Genomic DNA, 19,635 nt, shown 5'->3' with positions numbered 1-19,635 from the left:
CATTGATGATGCGGAGTGCAGCATTTTCGTCCGACCGGGTAGTGATTTCCTTGATCTCAGTGGAGGCGATGCCGGGCAGATGTGGCAAAATAGATGAAATTTTCTGAAGGGAATGTCGATAATGTTTGCGCGCTTACGTGGCCTGATGGTTGAAAAAGGTCCAGAATTCCTGGCTTTACCGGTTTCAATTACCCCTTTCCCGCTGAAAAAAGTTATTCTGCAACAACTCCTAAACTGGCAATTTCGTCATGCTTTGTCTGAAGGTGAGTTAGACTTTCTGGAAGGGCGTTATCTGGGGATTGAGATTGCCGATGTGAATCTGCGCTGGATCACTACCCTGCAAGCAGGACGCCTGACCGTTTCGCGCGACACCGAGGCTGATGTCTGGTTTCGCGGTGAAGCCAACGATCTGTTGCTGGTGGCAGCACGCAAAGCGGATCCCGATATGTTGTTCTTTCAACGCCGCCTGGTGATTGAGGGTGACACGGAGCTGGGACTTGAGGTGAAAAACCTAATGGATGCCATTGAACTGGATGCCATGCCCACGCCATTACGCACGGGATTGCAGCAGCTCGCTGCTTTTATTGAGGCAGGAATGAAACAGGACGCGAAGGCCGCTGAGGCGCGCGCGGAGATCTCATGTTAATTCGTACTGAAATTGGCGTTGATGCAGCAGGCATCGATAGCCTGTTAAAGCGCAGTTTTGCTACCGCCGCCGAAGCGGAACTGATACAGCAACTGCGCGAAGATGGCTTACTGACTCTCGGTGTGGTGGCCACGGATGATGAAGGCCAAGTACTGGGTTACGCGGCGTTTAGTCCGGTAACCTTGCAAGGTGAAGACCGCAACTGGGTCGCTTTGGCACCGCTCGCCGTGGATGAATCGGTGCGCAAGCAAGGGCTTGCTAAAAAGCTGGTGTATGAAGGGCTGGATTCACTCAACGAGTTCAGCTACAGCGCTGTGGTGGTGCTGGGCGATCCTGAGTTCTATAACCCGCTCGGCTTTGAGCCCGCTGCGCGCCATGGCTTGCACTGTCGTTGGTTAGGCAGCGAAGCCGCCTTTCAGGTGTACAAACTGGCAGACGACGCGTTTGTCGGCGCGGAAGGGCTGATTGAATTCGCGTTACCGTTTAATCGTTTCGACTAAACCAGGTCGTTAAGCAGGGCGGCTGCTGAGCAACTAGCCGCAGCTTTTGCGCGCGGCTAAGTTGTTTCACCTGGTATTCCAGACGTGACGCCGCAGCCCGATCGCCCGCATCACAGTGAAACACCAGCGTCAGCGGGCCTTTGCCGCGCAGTGAGCGCGCGCCGCGTCCCTGCTGATGCTGCTGCAGGCGGCGGTTAACATCCGTGGTGATGCCGGTATAAAGCATGCCTGCGGCGGTTTGGAGCAGGTAAAGCTGCCAGCCTTGTTCCATCTTACTCATCTCGAAAAATAGCTGGCAGGCAGTGTAGCGCGCTTAAGTCCGCACTGCTATTCGCCGTACGGAGTTGCACTTTGTCTGACCATCCCCATCTGATTCGTTATTTAAAAAAACAGCACGTGCTTTCGCTATGCACAACCGATGGCAACGACATCTGGTGCGCTAACTGCTTTTATGTGTTTGATGAAACTAGCATGGCATTTTGGCTGATGACCGAGCCCAACACGCGTCATGGCGCATTAATGCAGAGGAATCCGCGCATCGCGGGTAGCGTCAACGGCCAGCCGAAAAGCGTGCTATTGATCAAAGGCGTGCAGTATCGGGGAGTGATTCAGCGACTCGACGGAGAGCGGGAAACGGTGGCGCGTAAAGCCTATCAAAAGCGTTTTCCGGTAGCGAAAAAAGTGACCGCGCCGCTGTGGGAGATTATTCTCGACGAAGTGAAGATGACGGACAATGCGCTGGGTTTTGGCAAAAAGATTGTCTGGACTAAGCCGTTGTAAGGTCGCCACTGATGGCGACCACAATGCGAAAGGCGAGATTAGGCCGCGTTCAAAATCCGCAGTGCTTCGTGATTAAACGCGGGCAGATCTTCTGGCGTGCGGCTGGTGACGAGCTTGTCATCATCGACCACCACTTCTTTATCGTAAAAATCCGCGCCAGCATTGCGCAGATCAATGGCAATCGCTTTTACGCAGGTCATTTTGCGGCCGCGCACGCCGTTAGCGCTGATCAGCAGCTGCGGGCCGTGACAAATGGCGAATATCGGCTTGCCGCTAGCCACAAATTCTTTGGTGAAGCTGACGAAGCGATCGTCACCACGCAGGGAATCGGGGGAGTGTCCACCAGGTAGCAGCAGCGCATCGAACTCCGCCGCGCTGACATCATCAATGCCCTTGTCGATTTTAACCTCAGCCTTACCCTGTTTCCCTTTAATGACGTTACCCGCCTTAAACTCAATGGTGACAACCTGATGGCCCGCTTTGGTGTAAGCCTCGGCCGGCGAGGTAAACTCTGAGTCTTCAAATTCATCGGTAATCAGTACCGCTATTTTCTTGCTCATCTTTTTCCTCCTTGCTGATTACGAACGGGTGTTCGTTACACATCTAACCATCAAGTCTGGTTGCCATGACGCAAAATGCAAGCCAGGCGGCTGCGCGCAATCGGGTTAAATTTCCGAGATGGATCAAGTTTGCGTCGTTTCGACATAGCAGATTTTATTGACCTGAATAACAATGCGGTCTTTCCGCTGCACCCTCCGGCGCGGCACTCGTTATTCAGTTGAATACGGAATTCGTGATGAATCAACTTACCTCGCCTACATCAGCGATGCGCTTCGTCTGGTGGAAACCGCTGCTGTTCCTTGCCGTGGTGGTCGCCGGCCTGTGGTATGTGAAATGGCAGCCTTACTACGGCAAAGCCTTTACTGCCGCCGAAACCCATTCTATCGGCAAATCGATATTGGCCAACGCGGCTGACTCACCGTGGCGGGCGGCGCTCGATTACGCCATGATCTATTTTCTGGCCGTATGGAAAGCAGCGGTGCTCGGTGTCATCCTGGGTTCGCTGGTGCAGGCACTGATTCCGCGCAACTGGCTGCTACGTTTGATGGGAAGCTCGCGCTTCGGCTCCACGCTAATTGGCACCGGTCTGGGTTTGCCGGGCATGATGTGCAGCTGCTGTGCGGCACCGGTGACTGCCGGCCTGCGTCAATCGCAGGTTTCGAGTGGTGCAGCAATGGCCTTTTGGCTGGCGAATCCGCTGCTCAATCCCGCTACGCTAATTTTTATGGGCTATGTTCTCGGTTGGAATTTTGCCGCCATTCGGCTGGTGGCCGGTCTGATGATGGTGTTGGGGATCGCCTGGCTGGTGCAGCGCAGTGTGCCCGATCAAGCCGTTGTCGCTCCCGTCAATGTTACTCACGATGAACAACCGTTTCTGATACGCTGGCTGCGGGTGATGTGGCGCTTGTTCTGCAACACGATTCCGCTGTATATCGTCGCGGTGTTGTTGCTGGGAGCCGCGCGCGTTTGGCTGTTCCCGCATGCCGATGGTGCGGTAGGCAATACGCTGTTTTGGGTGATGTTGATGGCAATTGCCGGCTGCTTGTTTGTGATCCCCACCGCAGCGGAAATCCCCATTGTGCAGACCATGATGCTGGCGGGCATGGGCGTTGCGCCCGCGCTGGCACTGTTAGTGACGCTGCCCGCCGTCAGTGTGCCATCGTTATTGATGCTGCATCGCGCATTTCCCGCCCGGGCGTTGTGGATCGCGCTGTTCGGCGTGGCCTTCAGCGGTATGCTGCTGGGCGTGCTCGCCCTGTGGCTGGCGTAGCGTCCAAATCTTCTGATTGCGGCTGCCGCGCCACAGCAGCCGCGCATCTTTTTCCGCTTCAATAAAGCGCCCGTCAATCAGCACATCAATCTCATTCACCACCTCGCGCTGCGCATCACTCAGCTCCGCCATTTCGTAGCCGGTCCACAGCCAGATATCCTTACCCGGGCATTCTTGCCGCACGCGTTTCACCAGGCGACGAATATGCGGCACGTTGTGCGGATGCAGCGGATCGCCGCCGCTCAGCGATAAGCCCTGACGTGGTATACGCCGATCGTTGAGATCGGCGATCAGCTGCTCTTCCCGCTCCAGCGTAAAGGGCTCGCCGGAATCCAGCCGCCACGTGCTCTGGTTATAGCAGCCGCGGCATTGATGTTCACAGCCCGCAACAAACAGCGTGCAGCGCGTGCCGGGACCGTTAACGATATCGACCGGATAATAGCGGTGAATACGCATCATCCCAGTGGTCCCGTCTCCAAATGCTTAACCCGGCGCTGCACCTCTTCCTGCTTACCGGCGTTAAACGGGCGTGCATCCGGGCTGCCGAGATAGCCGCACACGCGGCGCGTCACCGACACGCGCGCCGGATCGTGATTACCGCAGCATGGGCAGGTAAAGCCTTTGCTGGTGCAGCTGAACTCGCCGCTGAAACCGCATTCGTAGCACTCGTCTATCGGCGTGTTGGTGCCGTAATACGGCACGCGGTGATAGCTGTAATCCCACACATCTTCCAGCGCCTTTAGGTTGTGCTGGATGTTGGGGTATTCGCCGTAACAAATAAAACCGCCGTTAGCGATGGCTGGATAGGGCGCTTCAAAGTCAATCTTGTCGTACGGATTGACCTTCTTCTCGACGTCGAGATGGAAGCTGTTGGTGTAATAGCCTTTATCGGTAACGCCCGCCACCACGCCAAATTCGGCGGCATCAAGGCGGCAGAAGCGGTCGCACAGATTCTCGCTCGGCGTGCTGTACAAGCTGAAGCCGTAGCCGGTCTCTTCTTTCCAGGCATCAACTGCGTTTCGCAGATGCGTCACAATCGCCACGCCTTTTTCACGCAGATAATCGGCATCGTAAGGATGCACTTCGCTGCCGCTCAGCGCATTGAGCGTCTCATGCAGGCCGATGTAGCCGAGGGAAATCGAGGCGCGGCCATTGCGGAAAATGGATCCTACTTCATCGTCGGCCTTCAGCCGCACACCGCAGGCGCCTTCCATATAGAGAATGGGTGCCACGCGCGCTTTGGTCTTTTCCAGCCGGGCGATGCGCGTCATTAAGGCGCGTTTCGCCAGCGCCAGGCGTTGATCCAGCCGCTGCCAGAACTGCGCTTCGTTGCCTTGCGCTTCCAGCGCAATGCGCGGCAGATTGAGGCTGATCACGCCAATGTTGTTGCGACCTTCGTGAATCTGCTCACCGTTCTCTTCGTAGACGCCAAGGAAGCTGCGACAGCCCATTGGCGTTTTAAATGAGCCGGTCACTTCAACCACTTTTTCGTAGTTAAGGATATCCGGATACATGCGCTTGCTGGCGCACTCCAGCGCCAGCTGTTTGATGTCATAGTTAACATCACCCGGACGCCGATTAACGCCTTCACGAATAGCAAACACCAGTTTCGGAAACACCGCCGTTTTGTGATTTTTACCCAATCCGGCGATGCGATTGCGCAGAATGGATTGCTGAATCAGGCGCGCCGCCCAATCGGTGCCGAGGCCAAAACCAAAGGTGACAAACGGCGTCTGGCCGTTGGCGGTGTGCAGCGTATTTACTTCATATTCCAGCGACTGAAATGCGTCGTAGCACTCTTTCTCCGTGCGCACGCGCGCATAGGCTTCCGCATCAGGAATCTGCCACTCCTGCGCCACCGTGCGGTGCTTTTCCAGGCTGAGATTCACAAAAGGAGCCAACACTTCATCAATGCGATTAATGGTGGTGCCGCCGTAAATATGGCTGGCGACCTGAGCAATAATCTGCGCGGTGACCGCCGTGGCGGTGGCGATCGATTTGGGCGGTTCTATCTCGGCGTTGCCCATTTTAAAGCCGTTGGTCAGCATGCCCTGCAGGTCGATCAACATGCAGTTAAACATCGGGAAAAATGGGGAATAATCGAGATCGTGATAATGAATTTCGCCACGCTCATGCGCCAGCACCACATCGCGCGGCAATAGTTGCTGCTGGGCATAATGTTTAGCGACGATGCCGGCGAGTAGGTCGCGTTGGGTGGGAATGACCTTGCTGTCTTTATTGGCGTTTTCGTTGAGCAGCGCCGCATTGGTTTGTTCCACTAAACCCCGGATGGCGTGATGCAGTTTACCGCGCTGTTCGCGCGCCAAATCGCGATCGTGACGGTATTCGATATAGGTGCGCGCCAGCTGTGGCCAGCGTCCGCTCATCAGCGTCTCTTCTACCGCACACTGAATATCGCGGATATCCACTTCGCGGTGCTCGGCCATTTGCTCACCGACCTGCGCCGCTACCTGTGCGCACCATGCGGCATCATCAATCTGTGCCGCCTGTGCGGCAGCACGTACCGCTGCCTCAATTCGCTGCGCATCAAACGGCACTCTGCAACCGTCACGCTTAATCACCACCGTCGCCATTTTCTCTCCGTGAAACTACATATGGATATTTTTAAGGAGTTTAACCGCTATATGTGGTGCTATGACGTGAATTAATTCGCCACTGTTTGACCTACAGCAAAGAAGCCACGACCAGGATTGAAAGCCGCGCAATGGTTAATCCGGCTAAACTACAAAAGTTTTAAGCCGACTTGATTTCAGCCGGTCGCTACTTGCTTTGCAATGCGAAACAGGTTTAATGGGCCTTTTGCCCATTTTGGTCCGCCGTTTCATTTACAAGGATGCCCGCATGCTTTTGCAGAGAACGTTGCTTGCCTGTTGTATATCCATGACTTTTTCCGCCTTTGCCGCCCCCGCGGGTGATTTACCACTCATGCCGTGGCCGCAGAAAGTTGAGCTGCCGGGCGGTGGCGGCGCGTACTCGCTAACGCCACAGCTCACCTTGCATATTGCCGGCGACCATCTGGAAGGCGCAGAGTCGCGCTGGCGAGCGCGCATTGCGCGTCAAACCGGCTGGCCGCTGTTGCCGGCCAGCGCATCCAGCGACCATCCCAATATTCAGGTGCAGATCGCTCAGGCTGTTGATCCGATTCCGCAGCCGGACAGCGATGAAAGTTATCACCTTGTCGTCAACAGCGATGGCGTTTTGCTGCAAGCGAATACACGCTTTGGTGCGATGCGCGGCATGGAAACCGTGTTGCAGCTGATTGAAAATACGGAGAATGGCACGGAAATCCCTTACGTCACCATTGACGACAAACCGCGTTTTCCGTGGCGCGGGGTGCTGATTGATTCGGCACGTCACTTCCTGCCGATTGAAACCGTAAAACGACAAATCGACGGCATCGCCGCCGCGCGCATGAACGTGTTTCACTGGCACTTAACCGACGATCAGGGTTGGCGCTTTGCCTCCAGCCACTATCCGCAACTGCAGGAGAAAGCCAGCGACGGCTTGTACTATACGCAGCAGCAGATGCGCGATGTGGTGCGCTATGCCACGCAGCGCGGCGTGCGCGTGGTGCCGGAAATCGATCTGCCGGGCCATGCATCGGCGATTGCGGTGGCGATGCCAGAGTTAATGAGCGCGCCGGGGCCTTATCAAATGGAGCGCGGCTGGGGCGTGTTTAAACCGCTGCTCGATCCCAGCAACGAAGCGGTATTTCGCTTTATCGACACCTTAATGGGTGAAGTGACGGTGATCTTCCCGGATCCCTATATCCACATCGGCGGCGATGAAGTCGATCCCACGCAGTGGAATGATTCGACGCGCATTCAGCAATTTATGCGCGATCATGGCCTGAAAGACACGCATGCGCTGCAAGCCTGGTTTAACCAGCGCGTCGAGAAAATTCTTGAAGCGCACCAGCGTCGCATGATCGGTTGGGATGAGGTTTACCATCCGGACCTGCCGAAGAGCATTTTGATCCAATCCTGGCAGGGGCAGGATGCGCTTGGTACCGTGGCGAAAAATGATTTCCGCGGCATTCTCTCCACCGGTTTCTATCTCGATCAGCCGCAGACCGCCGCTTATCACTACCGTAATGAACCCTGGCCGCAAGGCCTCAACGGCGCGGATCAGGTGCAATCCGGCGAACAGACGCAGAGCTGGCAGTTCACCATGCCACGCCTGAAAGGCAGTGCGCTCAAAGGCAGCTTTACGCTGATTGAAGGCAAAAATGGCTGGCGCGGTTTTATTGATTTCAGCGGTAAAGCGCGCCGCATGGTCAGCGATGTGCGCTGGCTTTCGCCGACGCAGCTGACGTTCAGCGTCGATACGTGGATGGGGCCTTTTCAGCCGATGGTGACGCTGACGCAAGACAAATTGACCGGATATATGCTGGTGGGCAACGTGCGCTATCCCACCGAAGGCAGCAAGCTGGCGCAGGTGCCAAAAGGCATTGCGCCATCGCTGCCCACGCCAGAGCAGATGAAAAATAACCTGATTGGCGGCGAAGCGGCACTGTGGGCGGAGAACGTCAACAGCCGGGTGATCGACACACGTTTGTGGCCGCGCGCTTTTGTGGTGGCCGAGCGTTTATGGTCCGCGCAGGATGTCACCGACAGCGACAACATGTATCAACGCCTGAGCGCGGTGGATCGCTGGGGCACCATTTCGGTGGGCTTGCAGCAGCATCAACAGGCTGAAGTGCAGATGATGCGGCTGGCGAATAGCAGCGACATCACGCCGCTGCGTGTGTTGGCCGAAGTGTTAGAGCCGGCGCAGTATTACACGCGTCAGCACCTGAAATTCCAGGCAGGACATTACGACTATTTTGAGCCGCTGAATAGGTTAGCGGATGTGTTGCCTGCCGAGAGCAACGCGGTGCGTTTGCTGGACAAGCAGATTGATCGACTGATTGCCAATCGTGCCGATCACGCGGCGGCACATGCTATCCGCCAGCAACTGCAGCGCTGGCAGAATAACAGCGATGCGGTGATGCCGCTGATTCTGGGCAATTATCAGCTCAAGCCGTTACAGCAGCAGGTACAGCAAGTGGCGCAACTCAGTCGTATGGGGCTGGATTTGGTTAACGCACTGGAGCGGAATCAGGCTTACGGGGCGGGGGAGGTGGCGCAGATGCATGCACAATTGGATGCCGCAGCGCAGGTGCAGGATGAAACGGTGCTGGCATTGGTGAGGCCGCTGGAGAAGTTGCTGCGATCGTTTAAATAGGATTGTGCTCGTTGTCCCCCATCCCGGCCTTCCCCCGCAAGCGGGGGAAGGAGATGCTGCCACATGCAGCTTCATAACTCACATATGGCAGCATCTTCCTCCTCCATTTATGGGGGAGGACCGAGGAGGGGGACAGCCAGCACCGGTCAGAAAGTGACAGTCAGCCCTACTAAATCAACGACGTACCGCGATCGCCTCGATCTCAATCTTCACATCTTTCGGCAGACGCGCCACTTCCACACAGGAGCGCGCCGGGAAGCTGGCGTTATGCTCGGTAAAGAACGCTTCATAAGTCGCGTTTACCGTGGCGAAATCATTCAGATCTTTGACGAACACGGTAGTTTTCACAATGTCGCCCACTTTCAGGCCTGCAGCTTCCACAATCGCCTGCACATTTTCCAGTGACTGACGCGCCTGAGCAGACACATCGTCGGCCACGGCGCCGGTAGCAGGATTAACCGGAATCTGGCCAGAGGTGATGATCATGCTGCCGAGATCCACGCCCTGTACGTAAGGGCCAATCGCTGCGGGTGCGTTTGAAGTACTGATTTCGCGAGACATTGTTTCTCCTTAGAAGTGCGCGGCCGACCGTTGTCCGCCGCGAAATGAATCGTCCCATTATAGGGACGACGTGGGCGATTACCAGTGACCAAGCACCACGTGGCGCGCGAACTCTTTCTCGCAATATTTGCACTTCAGATGCACATCATCTTCGCGCTTTTTCACCGCAAAGCTGGTAAATACCGGCTCGTTACGGCTGATGCAGTTACTGTTCGGGCAGGTCAGCACGCGGTCGATACGATCCGGCAAGGTTGGGGCGATCTTCGCCACCACTTCGTAGTCGTCAATACGGTTCACCGTGGCGAGCGGCGCATACACCGCTAGCTGGTTGATCTGATCGTCTGTCAGGAAGGTATTCTCGATTTTGATCAGATCCTTGCGCCCCATTTCACCCGAGGGCAAATTGAGGCCGATGGTGATGCGCTGATCGGTTTCGGTCAGGCGAAACAGGGACAGTAATTTAAAGCCAACCTGCGCCGGGATATGGTCAATCACCGTGCCGCGCTTGATGGCTTCAACCTGCAATTTATTATCGTGAGTCATCGGGTTGCTCCTTACAGGGCCAGTTCGCTATTCAGTACCAGTGCCAGCAGTGCCTGGCGGGCGAAGATGCCGTTACCGGCCTGCTGGAAATACCAGGCATGCGGCGTGCTATCCACGTCGGTGGTGATCTCGTCGATGCGTGGCAGCGGATGCAGCACTTTCATGTTGTCGCGCGCACCCGCTAAATCGGCGGCGCGCAGGATGAATTGCGCTTTGACGTTGGCATATTCCGACGGATCGAGGCGCTCTTTCTGCACGCGCGTCATGTAGAGAATGTCGAGTTGTGGCATCACTTCTTCAATGGTGTCATGGCGCGACCAGGCAATATTCTGCTCATCCAGCATATCGGTGATGTACGACGGCATCGCCAGCGCATCGGGCGCGATAAAGAAGAAACGGTTGCCGTCAAATTTCGCCAGCGCCTGCGTCAGTGAATGCACGGTACGGCCATATTTCAGATCGCCGACCATCGCCACATTCAGGTTATCGAGGCGATGTTGCGTTTCGCGGATGGTGAAGAGATCGAGCAGCGTTTGCGTCGGATGCTGGTTCGCGCCGTCACCGGCATTAAGTATCGGAACGCCGCCGGAAAATTCGGTCGCCAGACGCGCCGCGCCTTCCTGCGGATGACGCATCACGATGGCATCCACGTAGGTACCAATCACCGAAATGGTATCGGCGAGGGTTTCGCCTTTCTTGCCAAGCGAAGTGTTGCTGCCATCAGCGAACCCCACCACCGACGCACCGAGACGATGCATCGCCGTTTCAAACGACAAGCGCGTGCGCGTTGAGGCTTCAAAGAAGCAGCTGGCGATAACGTTATGCTTCAGCAACTCCGGCTGGGGATGGGCTTTCAGCTGGGCGGCGGTATGCAGCACCAGCTCCAGCTCGTCGCGGTTGAGATCGTTAATGGAAATGATGTGCTTGCGATATAGCGGGTTGGCCATAGCGTTCTCCTCTGCGCTGCCGGATTGCGGACAAAAAAAAGCCCCTGCTTAAGGGGCTTTTTTTACGATCGATTGATGACGGAAAGAAACAGGTGCGCCGCCCGCTGTCAGGCGTCGTTGAGCGTCAAATTGTGCGCTGCGCTGTTGCATGTTTCCTCCGGCAAATTGGGCCGCATTATACGCATTCACTGATTTGCAGCAAGCAAATATCGCGCGCGAGGTAAACGTTTGCTTCGCTATATTTATCGCTTACCTAAGGTGGCGACCATCACCGCTTTAATGGTGTGCATGCGGTTTTCTGCCTGATCGAACACGATGCTGTGTGCCGATTCAAACACTTCATTGCTCACTTCCATGCCATCGTGCAAACCATACTGTTCAGCCATCTGGCGGCCGAGCGTGGTTTTATCGTCATGGAAAGCCGGCAGACAGTGCAGGAATTTCACCTGCGGGTTACCGGTCAGGGCCAGCATCGCGCTATTCACCTGATAAGGACGCAGCAGGGCGATGCGATCTTCCCACACCGATTTGGCTTCGCCCATTGACACCCATACATCAGTGTAGATGAAGTCGGCACCTTGCACGCCTTCGGCGATATCTTCGGTCAGCGTGATTTTGCCGCCGGTTTGCTGCGCGGCCACGCGGCATTGTTCTACTAATTCAGCTTCTGGCCAGCAGCCTTTCGGTGCAACCAGACGCAGATCCAGCCCCACTAGCGCTGCAGCTTCCAGCATGCTGTTGCCCATGTTGTTGCGCGCATCGCCCACATACACCAGCGTCATTTGATTCAGCGATTTGCCGGGCAGATGTTCCTGCATGGTCAACAGATCGGCCAGCAGCTGCGTAGGGTGAAATTCGGTGGTCAGGCCGTTCCACACCGGCACGCCAGCGAACTCCGCTAAGGTTTCCACCAGTTCCTGACCGTAGCCGCGATATTGAATGCCGTCATACATGCGGCCCAGCACACGAGCGGTGTCTTTCATCGACTCTTTATGGCCGATTTGGCTGCCGCTCGGGCCGAGATAGGTGACGTTAGCGCCCTGATCGTAAGCGGCAACTTCGAAAGAGCATCGGGTACGAGTCGAGTCTTTTTCGAAGATGAGCGCGATGTTTTTGCCTTTCAGGTACTGCGTTTCGCCGGCATTTTTCTTTGCGTGTTTTAATTCACCTGCCAGACTCAGCAGAGAATCGATTTCGGCCGGGGTGAAATCCAGCAATCTCAGGAAATGTCTTTGATACAGCTGACTCATACAGCGCTCCAGTTGCCCACATGAAATGAATTAAAATTCAATCTAACCGTATGAATATGCATTTTCAACCCCAGCGTTAAGAAACTTGTTGTTTTGTGTAGTGGCGCGCGAGGCAGTGTGGGAAAATAATCTTATTCAGCCGAATATTTTGAGGACACACCCATGGCATATGAAGCATTGCTGGAAGAACAGCGCGAAGAGACGCGACTGATCATTGAAGAGCTGCTGGAAGACGGCAGCGATCCCGATGCGCTTTACACTATCGAGCATCATCTCTCCTGCAACAATTTCGACTCGCTGGAGAAGGTGGCGGTTGATGCCTTCAAGCTGGGCTATGAAGTGAGCGAGCCAGAGGAGCTGGAGCTCGAAGACGGCAGCACAGTGATGTGCGTTGATATCCTGAGCGAAGGCGCGCTGAAGCCGGAGCTGATTGACGCGCAGGTTGAGCAGTTGGTGAATCTGGCGGGCAGCTACAACGTCGATTACGACGGTTGGGGCACCTACTTTGAAGATCCCGATGCCGAAGATGAAGACGACGATGGCGAATTCATCGACGACGAAGAAGACAACGGTGTACGCCACTAAGCCTTCCTTAACGGGCGGCGCTCGCCGCCCCGATTCCTTCTCCCCGTAAGACAAAAGATTGCCCATGAATTACGCTCCGCTATTAGAACCGATCTATCAATTCCTGCATTGCCGCACGCCGCACGCGTGGATTGATGAAGCGCGCAAGCCGGAAAATCTGACGCTGCTGCTCACCGATCATATGGTTTGCGAATTGAAGGCCGCGCAAACCGCGGTGTTTATCATCCGTAAATACGTGGCGGATAAGCCGAGTGGCGATGCCATTCTGGCGTGGCTTAAGCCGTATGAAGATTTTATCTACCGCGATGAACCGGACAGCAACTTTATCAACGCCCACAAAAATCTGACCAAAAGTATCATTGTTCGCAATGAGCTGCCGTGGGCCGACGATTTGGTAGAGATGATGGTGCTGCTGATCAAAGAAGAGTTGCATCACTTTTATCAGGTGTGGGAAATCATGCAGTCGCGCGGTTTGCCCTATCGTAAAATCACCGCCAGCCGTTATGCCAAAGGGCTGATCCGTGAAATCGCCACGTATGAGCCAGATGCGCTGGTGGATAAGTTGATTTGCGGAGCGTACATCGAAGCGCGATCCTGCGAACGTTTTGCCAGCCTGGCGCCGTATCTGGATGAGCAGCTGGAGAAGTTCTACATTTCGCTGTTGCGATCGGAAGCGCGTCATTACCAGGATTATCTGAAGCTGGCGCAGCAGATTTCGCCGAAGGACATTGCGCCACGCGTACAGGCGTTTGGTGCGACAGAAGCGCGCTTAATCAGCGAGCCGGATGGCGAATTGCGTTTTCATAGCGGTGTGCCTTCGATTTAGATATGTGCTCGCAGTCCCCATCCCGGCCTTCCCCCGCTTGCGGGGGAAGGAGATTCTGCCACATGCAGCTCCCAACCCACATATAGCAGCTCTTCCTCCCCCATTTATGGGGGAGGACCGAGGAGGGGGACAGCGAGCACATCACAGCGAGCACATCAAATCACAACACCTTCAACATCCGCACTTCGCAATCCACGTGCCCGGTACAGCCCATCGCGCTGTCAATCAGCTCAAAGCCCAACGACTCATATAATTTAATCGCGCGCGTCAGGCTGCCGGTGGTTTCCAGATAACAGCGGCGAAACCCCTTTTGACGAGCATGTTCCATGGCGCGCAGCGCCAGATCGCGCGCCAGACCTAAGCCACGCACCTGCGGCAGGAAATACATTTTCTGCAGCTCGCAAATATCCGGTGCGCTACAAGCCAACGGAGCAACGCCGCCGCCGCCCACCACTACGCCTTCATGTTCAACAATCCAGTAGGCGCTATTGGCTTCACTGTACAGTTCGAACAGGCGATCCAGATTGGGATCGGACACGGTGTAACCTTTGTCCGCCGTCAGCCCAAATTCAGCTGACACATCGCGGATTACCTGCGCGATCAGCGGATTATCGGCGGCTGTAATCGGGCGCACCTTTAAATTGATGGGGGCGTCGGTGGTCATCATTATCTTCCGGTATAAAAAAGCCGGGCAGTGCCCGGCTTCGATTAAGCAGTTGGACTGAAGCGCTTACAATGCCGCAATCACGCCCTGCTGTTCAAACAGTTTTGCTTTAGATTGCTCAAGCTCGGCTACGCGCTCACGCTCTTTGGCAACAACCGCTTCCGGTGCACGTGACACAAAGCCTTCGTTGGCCAGCTTGGTCTGGATCTTCTCGATTTCCACATCGAGTTTTACCAGCTCTTTCGCCAGACGCTCCAGCTCGGCTTCTTTGTTCACCAGATCCGCCATTGGGAGCAGCAACTCAGCGCCTTCAACAATCTTCGTCACCGAAACCGGGCCTTTCTCGCCCGCAGGCAGAATGGTCAGGCTTGCCAGACGCGCCAGACGCGCCAGGAAAGTACGGTTCTCTTCCACGCGACGCTGCGCCGCAGCCGAGCAGTCACGCAGCAGCACATCGAGCGGCTTACTTGGCGCGATGTTCATCTCAGCGCGAATATTACGTACCGCGACGATCGCCTGTTTCATCCACTCGATATCAGCTTGCGCCTCGGCATCTTCCTTCGCCGCTTCATACTGCGGGAACGGCTGCAGCATAATGGTATCGTGATCGATGTTTTTCAGGCCTTTCACACGCTGCCAGATGGTTTCGGTGATGTAAGGAATAATCGGGTGCGCCAGACGCAGCAGCGCTTCCAGCACGGTGACCAGCGTATTACGCGTGCCGCGCAGTTCCGCTTCGCTACCGCTGGTCATGACCGGCTTCGTCAGCTCCAGATACCAGTCACAGAACTGGTTCCAGGTGAAATCGTAAAGAATATTGGCAGCAATATCAAAGCGATAGCTATCCAGCGCTTCACGATACGCCTTCACGCTGCGGTTGAATTCGCTCAGAATCCAGCGATCAGCCAGCGACAGCTTCATTTCGCCGCCGTTTTGTCCGCAATCCTGCTCTTCGGTGTTCATCAGCACGAAGCGGCTGGCGTTCCACAGCTTGTTACAGAAGTTGCGGTAGCCTTCAAGGCGCTTCATGTCCCAGTTGATGTCACGACCGGTAGAAGCCAGCGCGGCGAGGGTAAAGCGCAGCGCATCGGTACCTGATGGCACGATGCCGTCCGGGAACTGCTTCTCGGTACGTTTGCGGATCTTCTCAGCCAGCTGCGGCTGCATCATGTTGCCGGTACGCTTCTCCAGCAGATCTTCCAGCGAAATACCGTCAATCATATCCAGGGGATCGATGACGTTGCCTTTCGACTTGGACATCTTCTGGCCTTCTTCATCGCGGATCAAACCGGTCATATAGACGGTTTTAAACGGTACCTGCGGCTTGCCGTTTTCATCTTTGATGAAGTGCATGGTCAGCATGATCATGCGCGCAATCCAGAAGAAGATAATGTCGAAGCCGCTCACCAACACGCTAGTAGGATGGAAAGTACGCAGCGCATCGGTGTTCTCTGGCCAGCCAAGAGTAGAGAACGTCCACAGACCGGATGAGAACCAGGTATCCAGGACGTCGTCATCCTGGCGCAGCGCAACGTCGGCGGCCAGATGGTTTTCCTGACGCACTTCGTCTTCGGTGCGGCCAACGTAGACGTTGCCGTCGTTGTCGTACCACGCCGGAATGCGGTGTCCCCACCACAGCTGACGCGAAATACACCAATCCTGAATGTCTCGCATCCACGAGAAGTACATGTTTTCGTACTGTTTTGGCACGAACTGGATGTCGCCATTCTCAACCGCTTCAACCGCAACTTTCGCCAGCGGGGCGGTGCGCACATACCATTGATCAGTCAGCATTGGTTCAATCACCACGCCGCCGCGATCACCGTAAGGAACGGTCAGGTCGTGCGGTTTGATCTCTTCCAGCAGGCCGATTTCGTCGACGGCAGCGACAATCGCTTTACGCGCAGCAAAACGCTCCATTTTCTGGAACTGTGCTGGGATATCGTCGGCACACTCGTCGCTCACTTCGCCATTAGTATCGAACACTTCCGCGCGCTCGCGGATATCGCCATCGAAGGTCAGAATGTTGATCATTGGCAGCTTGTGACGACGACCGACTTCGTAGTCATTGAAGTCATGCGCTGGCGTGATTTTCACGCAGCCGGTGCCTTTTTCCATATCGGCGTGTTCATCGCCAACGATCGGAATACGACGGTTCACCAGCGGCAGGATCACTTCTTTGCCGATCAAATCTTTGTAGCGCGGATCTTCCGGGTTAACCGCGACGCCGGTATCGCCCAACAGGGTTTCCGGACGGGTGGTCGCCACCACCAGATAATCTTTGCCTTCCGCGGTTTTCACACCGTCAGCCAGCGGATAGCGGATATGCCACATCGAGCCTTTGCTCTCGCGGTTTTCCACTTCCAGATCGGAGATGGCAGTACGCAGTTTTGGATCCCAGTTTACCAGGCGTTTGCCACGGTAAATCAGGTTCTCTTTGTACAGGCGGACAAACACTTCGCGCACCGCGTTGGACAGACCGTCATCCATAGTGAAGCGCTCGCGCTCCCAGTCAACTGAGTTGCCGAGACGGCGCATCTGGCGGGTAATGGTGCCGCCGGATTCCGCTTTCCACTGCCAGATTTTGTCGATGAACGCATCGCGACCGTAATCCTGGCGTGTTTTGCCCTCTTCAGCGGCGATCTTACGCTCAACGACCATCTGCGTGGCGATACCGGCGTGATCGGTACCGGCCTGCCACAGGGTGTTTTTGCCCTGCATACGCTGGTAACGCACCATGGTGTCCATGATGGTTTGCTGGAAAGCGTGACCCATATGCAAGCTGCCGGTGACGTTCGGCGGCGGGATCATGATGCAAAAGCTTTCCTGGCTGGTGTCGCCATTCGGTTTAAAGTAGCCCTGCTGTTCCCAGTGCTCGTAGAGCGGCTGCTCGATATCTTGCGGGTTATATGTCTTTTCCATTTCTACACTGTCGTTTGCGGCGAGGGTGGCGTCGCCGTATTCAATTGGAAACCAACGCTGCGATAGGCTTTATAGCGATCGCGCGCCAGTTGTTTTAGGGATTCTTCATAAGGTACGAAGTCTATCACTTCATGGAAAGCAGTAGCAAAATCTGCGAACTGTGGCAGCAGGCTGATCAACAGATCGCGCGGCGAACTGCCACGGCGCTGCGGCCAGGCCAGTTCAACCGGTGCGCCATAGCGCGGGCCTTCGCCGGCCAGATTGTGCGGCACAAAGGCGTTAGCCGGCAACTGCCAGAGTGCTTCATCCAGCCGATTGGCTTGTTCTTCATTTTCGCAGGCAATCAGAATGCGTTTGCCGTCACGCCAGCGTGTTTCGGCAAGAGAGCATACCAGGGCTTCGATGGCGGTTAAGCCGTCGCCTGCGCTCTCAGACTCCATCACATAGAAAGTGGCGTTTTTCATGGGATCCTTTGGATGAGAGGGGGGCTCGCTGTCCCCCATCCCCGCCTTCCCCCATAAATGGGGGAAGGAGATGCTGCTACATGCAACTTCACAACTCACATAGGGCAGCATCTTCCTCCCCCACTTGTGGGGGAGGACCGAGGAGGGGGACAGCCATCACCAAATCAATCGTCGCCGTTCAGTCCAGCACGGTTCAGCAGGAACTGCGACAGCAGCGGCACCGGACGACCGGTTGCGCCTTTGGCTTTACCTGAACGCCATGCGGTACCGGCGATATCCAGGTGCGCCCAGTTGAACTTACGTGCAAAGCGCGCCAGGAAGCAGGCTGCGGTAATCGCGCCGCCAGGACGGCCGCCAATGTTTGCCATATCGGCAAAATTGGATTCCAGCTGTTCCTGATACTCATCCGCCATCGGCAGACGCCAGGCACGATCGCCTGATTGCTCAGACGCGCTGATCAGCTCGTGCGCCAGCGGATTGTGGTTCGACATCAAACCGCTGACATGATGGCCCAGCGCAATCACGCAGGCACCGGTCAGCGTTGCGACGTCAATCACCACTTCTGGCTCGAAACGCTCGACATAGGTCAGCGCATCGCACAGCACCAGTCGGCCTTCAGCATCGGTATTCAGCACTTCCACGGTTTGGCCGGACATAGTGGTTAACACGTCACCCGGACGCATTGCTTTGCCGTCTGCCATGTTTTCACAGCCTACCAGCACGCCGACGACATTCAGCGGCAGATTCAATTCTGCCACCATGCGCATCACGCCGTACACCGAGGCCGCGCCGCACATGTCGTACTTCATCTCATCCATCGCTTCGGCTGGTTTAATCGAAATACCGCCGGAATCGAAGGTTAAGCCTTTCCCCACCAGCACGATGGGGCGCGCTTCGGGATCGTTATTGCCTTTGTACTCAATCACCGACATCAGCGATTCATTATGTGAACCGGCTCCGACCGCCAGATACGCGTTCATGCCCAGCTCTTTCATCTGCTGTTCGCCGATGACGCGCGTGGTGACATTTTTGCTGTACGCATCCGCCAACTGACGCGCCTGTGACGCCAGGTAGGCGGCGTTACAGATGTTTGGCGGCATATTGCTGAGATCTTTGGCCGCTTTCACGCCTGCAGCCACGGCCAAACCGTGCTGAATGGCGCGCTCGCCGCTGGTCAGTTCACGACGGGTTGGCACGTTGAACACCAGCTTGCGCAGTGGACGGCGCGGTTCAACTTTGTTGCTTTTCAGCTGATCAAAGTTGTAGAGCGCTTCTTTCGAGGTTTCGACCGCCTGGCGCACTTTCCAGTAGGTATTGCGGCCTTTTACGTGCAGTTCTGTCAGGAAGCACACCGCTTCCATCGAACCGGTGTCATTCAGCGTATTGATCGTCTTCTGAATCACCTGCTTGTACTGGCGCTCATCCAGCTCGCGCTCTTTACCGCAGCCGATCAGCAGGATGCGTTCGGAGAGGATATTTGGCACATGGTGCAGCAGCAGCGTTTGGCCCACTTTTCCTTCCAGTTCACCGCGGCGCAGCAGGGCGCTGATGTAGCCATCGCTGATCTTATCTAACTGCTCAGCAATGGGTGACAAACGGCGCGGTTCGAAAACGCCAACAACAATGCAGGCGCTACGCTGTTTTTCCGGGCTACCGCTTTTTACACTGAACTCCATGCACTCTCCTGAATCTTAAAGACAACGGCCTTAGCTGTCGTTAGAATGTAGCGCGTTCGTAACCCATTAATTTGTTGCGACGCCATGACAATTCAGCGCCGGTAGTCATAATGAGTTGTGGTGACAATATGTTGTTTTTTCACCACGCTAACGCGTTCGTCATACTATTTTAGCTACGATGACGGCCATTGAT

19 protein-coding genes are annotated in these 19,635 nt (G+C 55.6%); 7 read left to right on the top strand and 12 right to left on the bottom strand.

Annotated elements, in window-relative coordinates; all coding sequences use genetic code 11:
- Window positions 1-121 precede the first annotated feature (121 nt).
- Together ubiT and WFL93_RS15125 are read left to right on the top strand one after the other, a co-directional pair.
- Window positions 122-646, top strand: a complete 525-nt coding sequence (ubiT, locus tag WFL93_RS15130) for a ubiquinone anaerobic biosynthesis accessory factor UbiT (protein WP_049851373.1) — start codon at window positions 122-124, stop codon at window positions 644-646.
- Entirely contained in the window at window positions 640-1,146 is a 507-nt protein-coding gene (locus WFL93_RS15125; protein WP_007886708.1) for a GNAT family N-acetyltransferase, read from the top strand. The genes ubiT and WFL93_RS15125 overlap by 7 nt, the downstream gene beginning before the upstream one ends.
- Here WFL93_RS15125 and WFL93_RS15120 read toward each other — a convergent pair.
- A complete protein-coding gene (locus tag WFL93_RS15120; RefSeq protein ID WP_007886710.1) occupies window positions 1,130-1,417 on the bottom strand; it encodes a GIY-YIG nuclease family protein in 288 nt (95 codons plus the stop codon). The two genes, WFL93_RS15125 and WFL93_RS15120, sit on opposite strands and share 17 nt — an antisense overlap.
- Before the next feature lie 80 nt (window positions 1,418-1,497).
- Here WFL93_RS15120 and WFL93_RS15115 point away from each other — a divergent pair, with 80 nt between their 5' ends.
- Window positions 1,498-1,926, top strand: coding sequence for a YhbP family protein (locus tag WFL93_RS15115; protein WP_336778492.1), 429 nt, complete (start codon window positions 1,498-1,500; stop codon window positions 1,924-1,926).
- Window positions 1,927-1,964: 38 nt separating this feature from the next.
- On the opposite strand, the gene WFL93_RS15110 is transcribed toward WFL93_RS15115, so the two are convergent.
- Window positions 1,965-2,486, bottom strand: a complete 522-nt coding sequence (locus WFL93_RS15110) for a type 1 glutamine amidotransferase domain-containing protein (protein WP_007886714.1) — start codon at window positions 2,484-2,486, stop codon at window positions 1,965-1,967.
- Between the two features lie 236 nt (window positions 2,487-2,722).
- Between WFL93_RS15110 and WFL93_RS15105 the strand changes: the two genes are divergently transcribed.
- Window positions 2,723-3,757 (top strand): permease, encoded by a 1,035-nt coding sequence (locus WFL93_RS15105; RefSeq protein ID WP_336778491.1) that lies wholly within the window; start codon window positions 2,723-2,725, stop codon window positions 3,755-3,757.
- Here WFL93_RS15105 and nrdG read toward each other — a convergent pair.
- Complete coding sequence (gene nrdG, locus WFL93_RS15100; RefSeq protein WP_336778490.1) at window positions 3,650-4,216, bottom strand: anaerobic ribonucleoside-triphosphate reductase-activating protein; 567 nt, start codon at window positions 4,214-4,216, stop codon at window positions 3,650-3,652. The genes WFL93_RS15105 and nrdG overlap by 108 nt on opposite strands.
- Window positions 4,213-6,351 (bottom strand): anaerobic ribonucleoside-triphosphate reductase, encoded by a 2,139-nt coding sequence (nrdD, locus tag WFL93_RS15095; protein WP_336778489.1) that lies wholly within the window; start codon window positions 6,349-6,351, stop codon window positions 4,213-4,215. Before nrdD ends, nrdG begins: the two co-directional genes overlap by 4 nt.
- A 268-nt stretch (window positions 6,352-6,619) precedes the next feature.
- On the opposite strand from nrdD, the gene WFL93_RS15090 reads away from it, so the two are divergent.
- Window positions 6,620-9,004 carry a beta-N-acetylhexosaminidase gene (locus WFL93_RS15090; RefSeq protein WP_336778488.1) on the top strand — a complete coding sequence of 795 codons (2,385 nt, stop codon included), beginning with the start codon at window positions 6,620-6,622 and terminating at the stop codon, window positions 9,002-9,004.
- Window positions 9,005-9,178: 174 nt separating this feature from the next.
- Here WFL93_RS15090 and ridA read toward each other — a convergent pair whose 3' ends face one another.
- The 4 genes from ridA to argF all read right to left on the bottom strand — a co-directional run bounded on the left by ridA (window position 9,179) and on the right by argF (window position 12,305).
- Window positions 9,179-9,565: a 2-iminobutanoate/2-iminopropanoate deaminase gene (gene ridA, locus WFL93_RS15085; RefSeq protein ID WP_007886733.1), complete on the bottom strand. Its 387-nt coding sequence runs from the start codon at window positions 9,563-9,565 to the stop codon at window positions 9,179-9,181.
- Window positions 9,566-9,643: 78 nt separating this feature from the next.
- A complete protein-coding gene (gene pyrI, locus WFL93_RS15080; RefSeq protein ID WP_336778487.1) occupies window positions 9,644-10,108 on the bottom strand; it encodes an aspartate carbamoyltransferase regulatory subunit in 465 nt (154 codons plus the stop codon).
- A gap of 11 nt (window positions 10,109-10,119) precedes the next feature.
- Window positions 10,120-11,055 carry an aspartate carbamoyltransferase gene (gene pyrB, locus WFL93_RS15075; protein WP_049851380.1) on the bottom strand — a complete coding sequence of 312 codons (936 nt, stop codon included), beginning with the start codon at window positions 11,053-11,055 and terminating at the stop codon, window positions 10,120-10,122.
- A gap of 242 nt (window positions 11,056-11,297) precedes the next feature.
- Window positions 11,298-12,305, bottom strand: a complete 1,008-nt coding sequence (argF, locus tag WFL93_RS15070; RefSeq protein WP_007886743.1) for an ornithine carbamoyltransferase — start codon at window positions 12,303-12,305, stop codon at window positions 11,298-11,300.
- Window positions 12,306-12,467: 162 nt separating this feature from the next.
- On the opposite strand from argF, the gene rraB reads away from it, so the two are divergent.
- Window positions 12,468-12,890: a ribonuclease E inhibitor RraB gene (gene rraB, locus WFL93_RS15065; protein WP_336778486.1), complete on the top strand. Its 423-nt coding sequence runs from the start codon at window positions 12,468-12,470 to the stop codon at window positions 12,888-12,890.
- A gap of 64 nt (window positions 12,891-12,954) precedes the next feature.
- The gene (miaE, locus tag WFL93_RS15060; RefSeq protein WP_007886747.1) at window positions 12,955-13,716 is read left to right on the top strand and encodes a tRNA isopentenyl-2-thiomethyl-A-37 hydroxylase MiaE; all 762 of its coding nucleotides are present in this window, start codon (window positions 12,955-12,957) and stop codon (window positions 13,714-13,716) included.
- A gap of 160 nt (window positions 13,717-13,876) precedes the next feature.
- Here miaE and WFL93_RS15055 read toward each other — a convergent pair whose 3' ends face one another.
- The 4 genes from WFL93_RS15055 to pepA form a co-directional block, all read right to left on the bottom strand.
- Window positions 13,877-14,380, bottom strand: a complete 504-nt coding sequence (locus WFL93_RS15055; RefSeq protein WP_049851383.1) for a GNAT family N-acetyltransferase — start codon at window positions 14,378-14,380, stop codon at window positions 13,877-13,879.
- A 66-nt stretch (window positions 14,381-14,446) separates the two neighbouring features.
- Entirely contained in the window at window positions 14,447-17,302 is a 2,856-nt protein-coding gene (locus tag WFL93_RS15050; protein ID WP_336778485.1) for a valine--tRNA ligase, read from the bottom strand.
- A 2-nt stretch (window positions 17,303-17,304) separates the two neighbouring features.
- Window positions 17,305-17,766 carry a DNA polymerase III subunit chi gene (locus tag WFL93_RS15045; protein ID WP_036620276.1) on the bottom strand — a complete coding sequence of 154 codons (462 nt, stop codon included), beginning with the start codon at window positions 17,764-17,766 and terminating at the stop codon, window positions 17,305-17,307.
- Between the two features lie 164 nt (window positions 17,767-17,930).
- On the bottom strand, window positions 17,931-19,442 hold the full coding sequence (pepA, locus tag WFL93_RS15040) for a leucyl aminopeptidase (RefSeq protein ID WP_007886756.1): 1,512 nt from the start codon (window positions 19,440-19,442) through the stop codon (window positions 17,931-17,933).
- Window positions 19,443-19,635 lie beyond the last annotated feature (193 nt).

The sequence above is a fragment of the Pantoea sp. USHLN256 genome (genome assembly GCF_037149875.1).
Taxonomy (GTDB): domain Bacteria; phylum Pseudomonadota; class Gammaproteobacteria; order Enterobacterales; family Enterobacteriaceae; genus Pantoea; species Pantoea nemavictus.
This window is presented reverse-complemented; position numbering and strand designations above follow the sequence as displayed.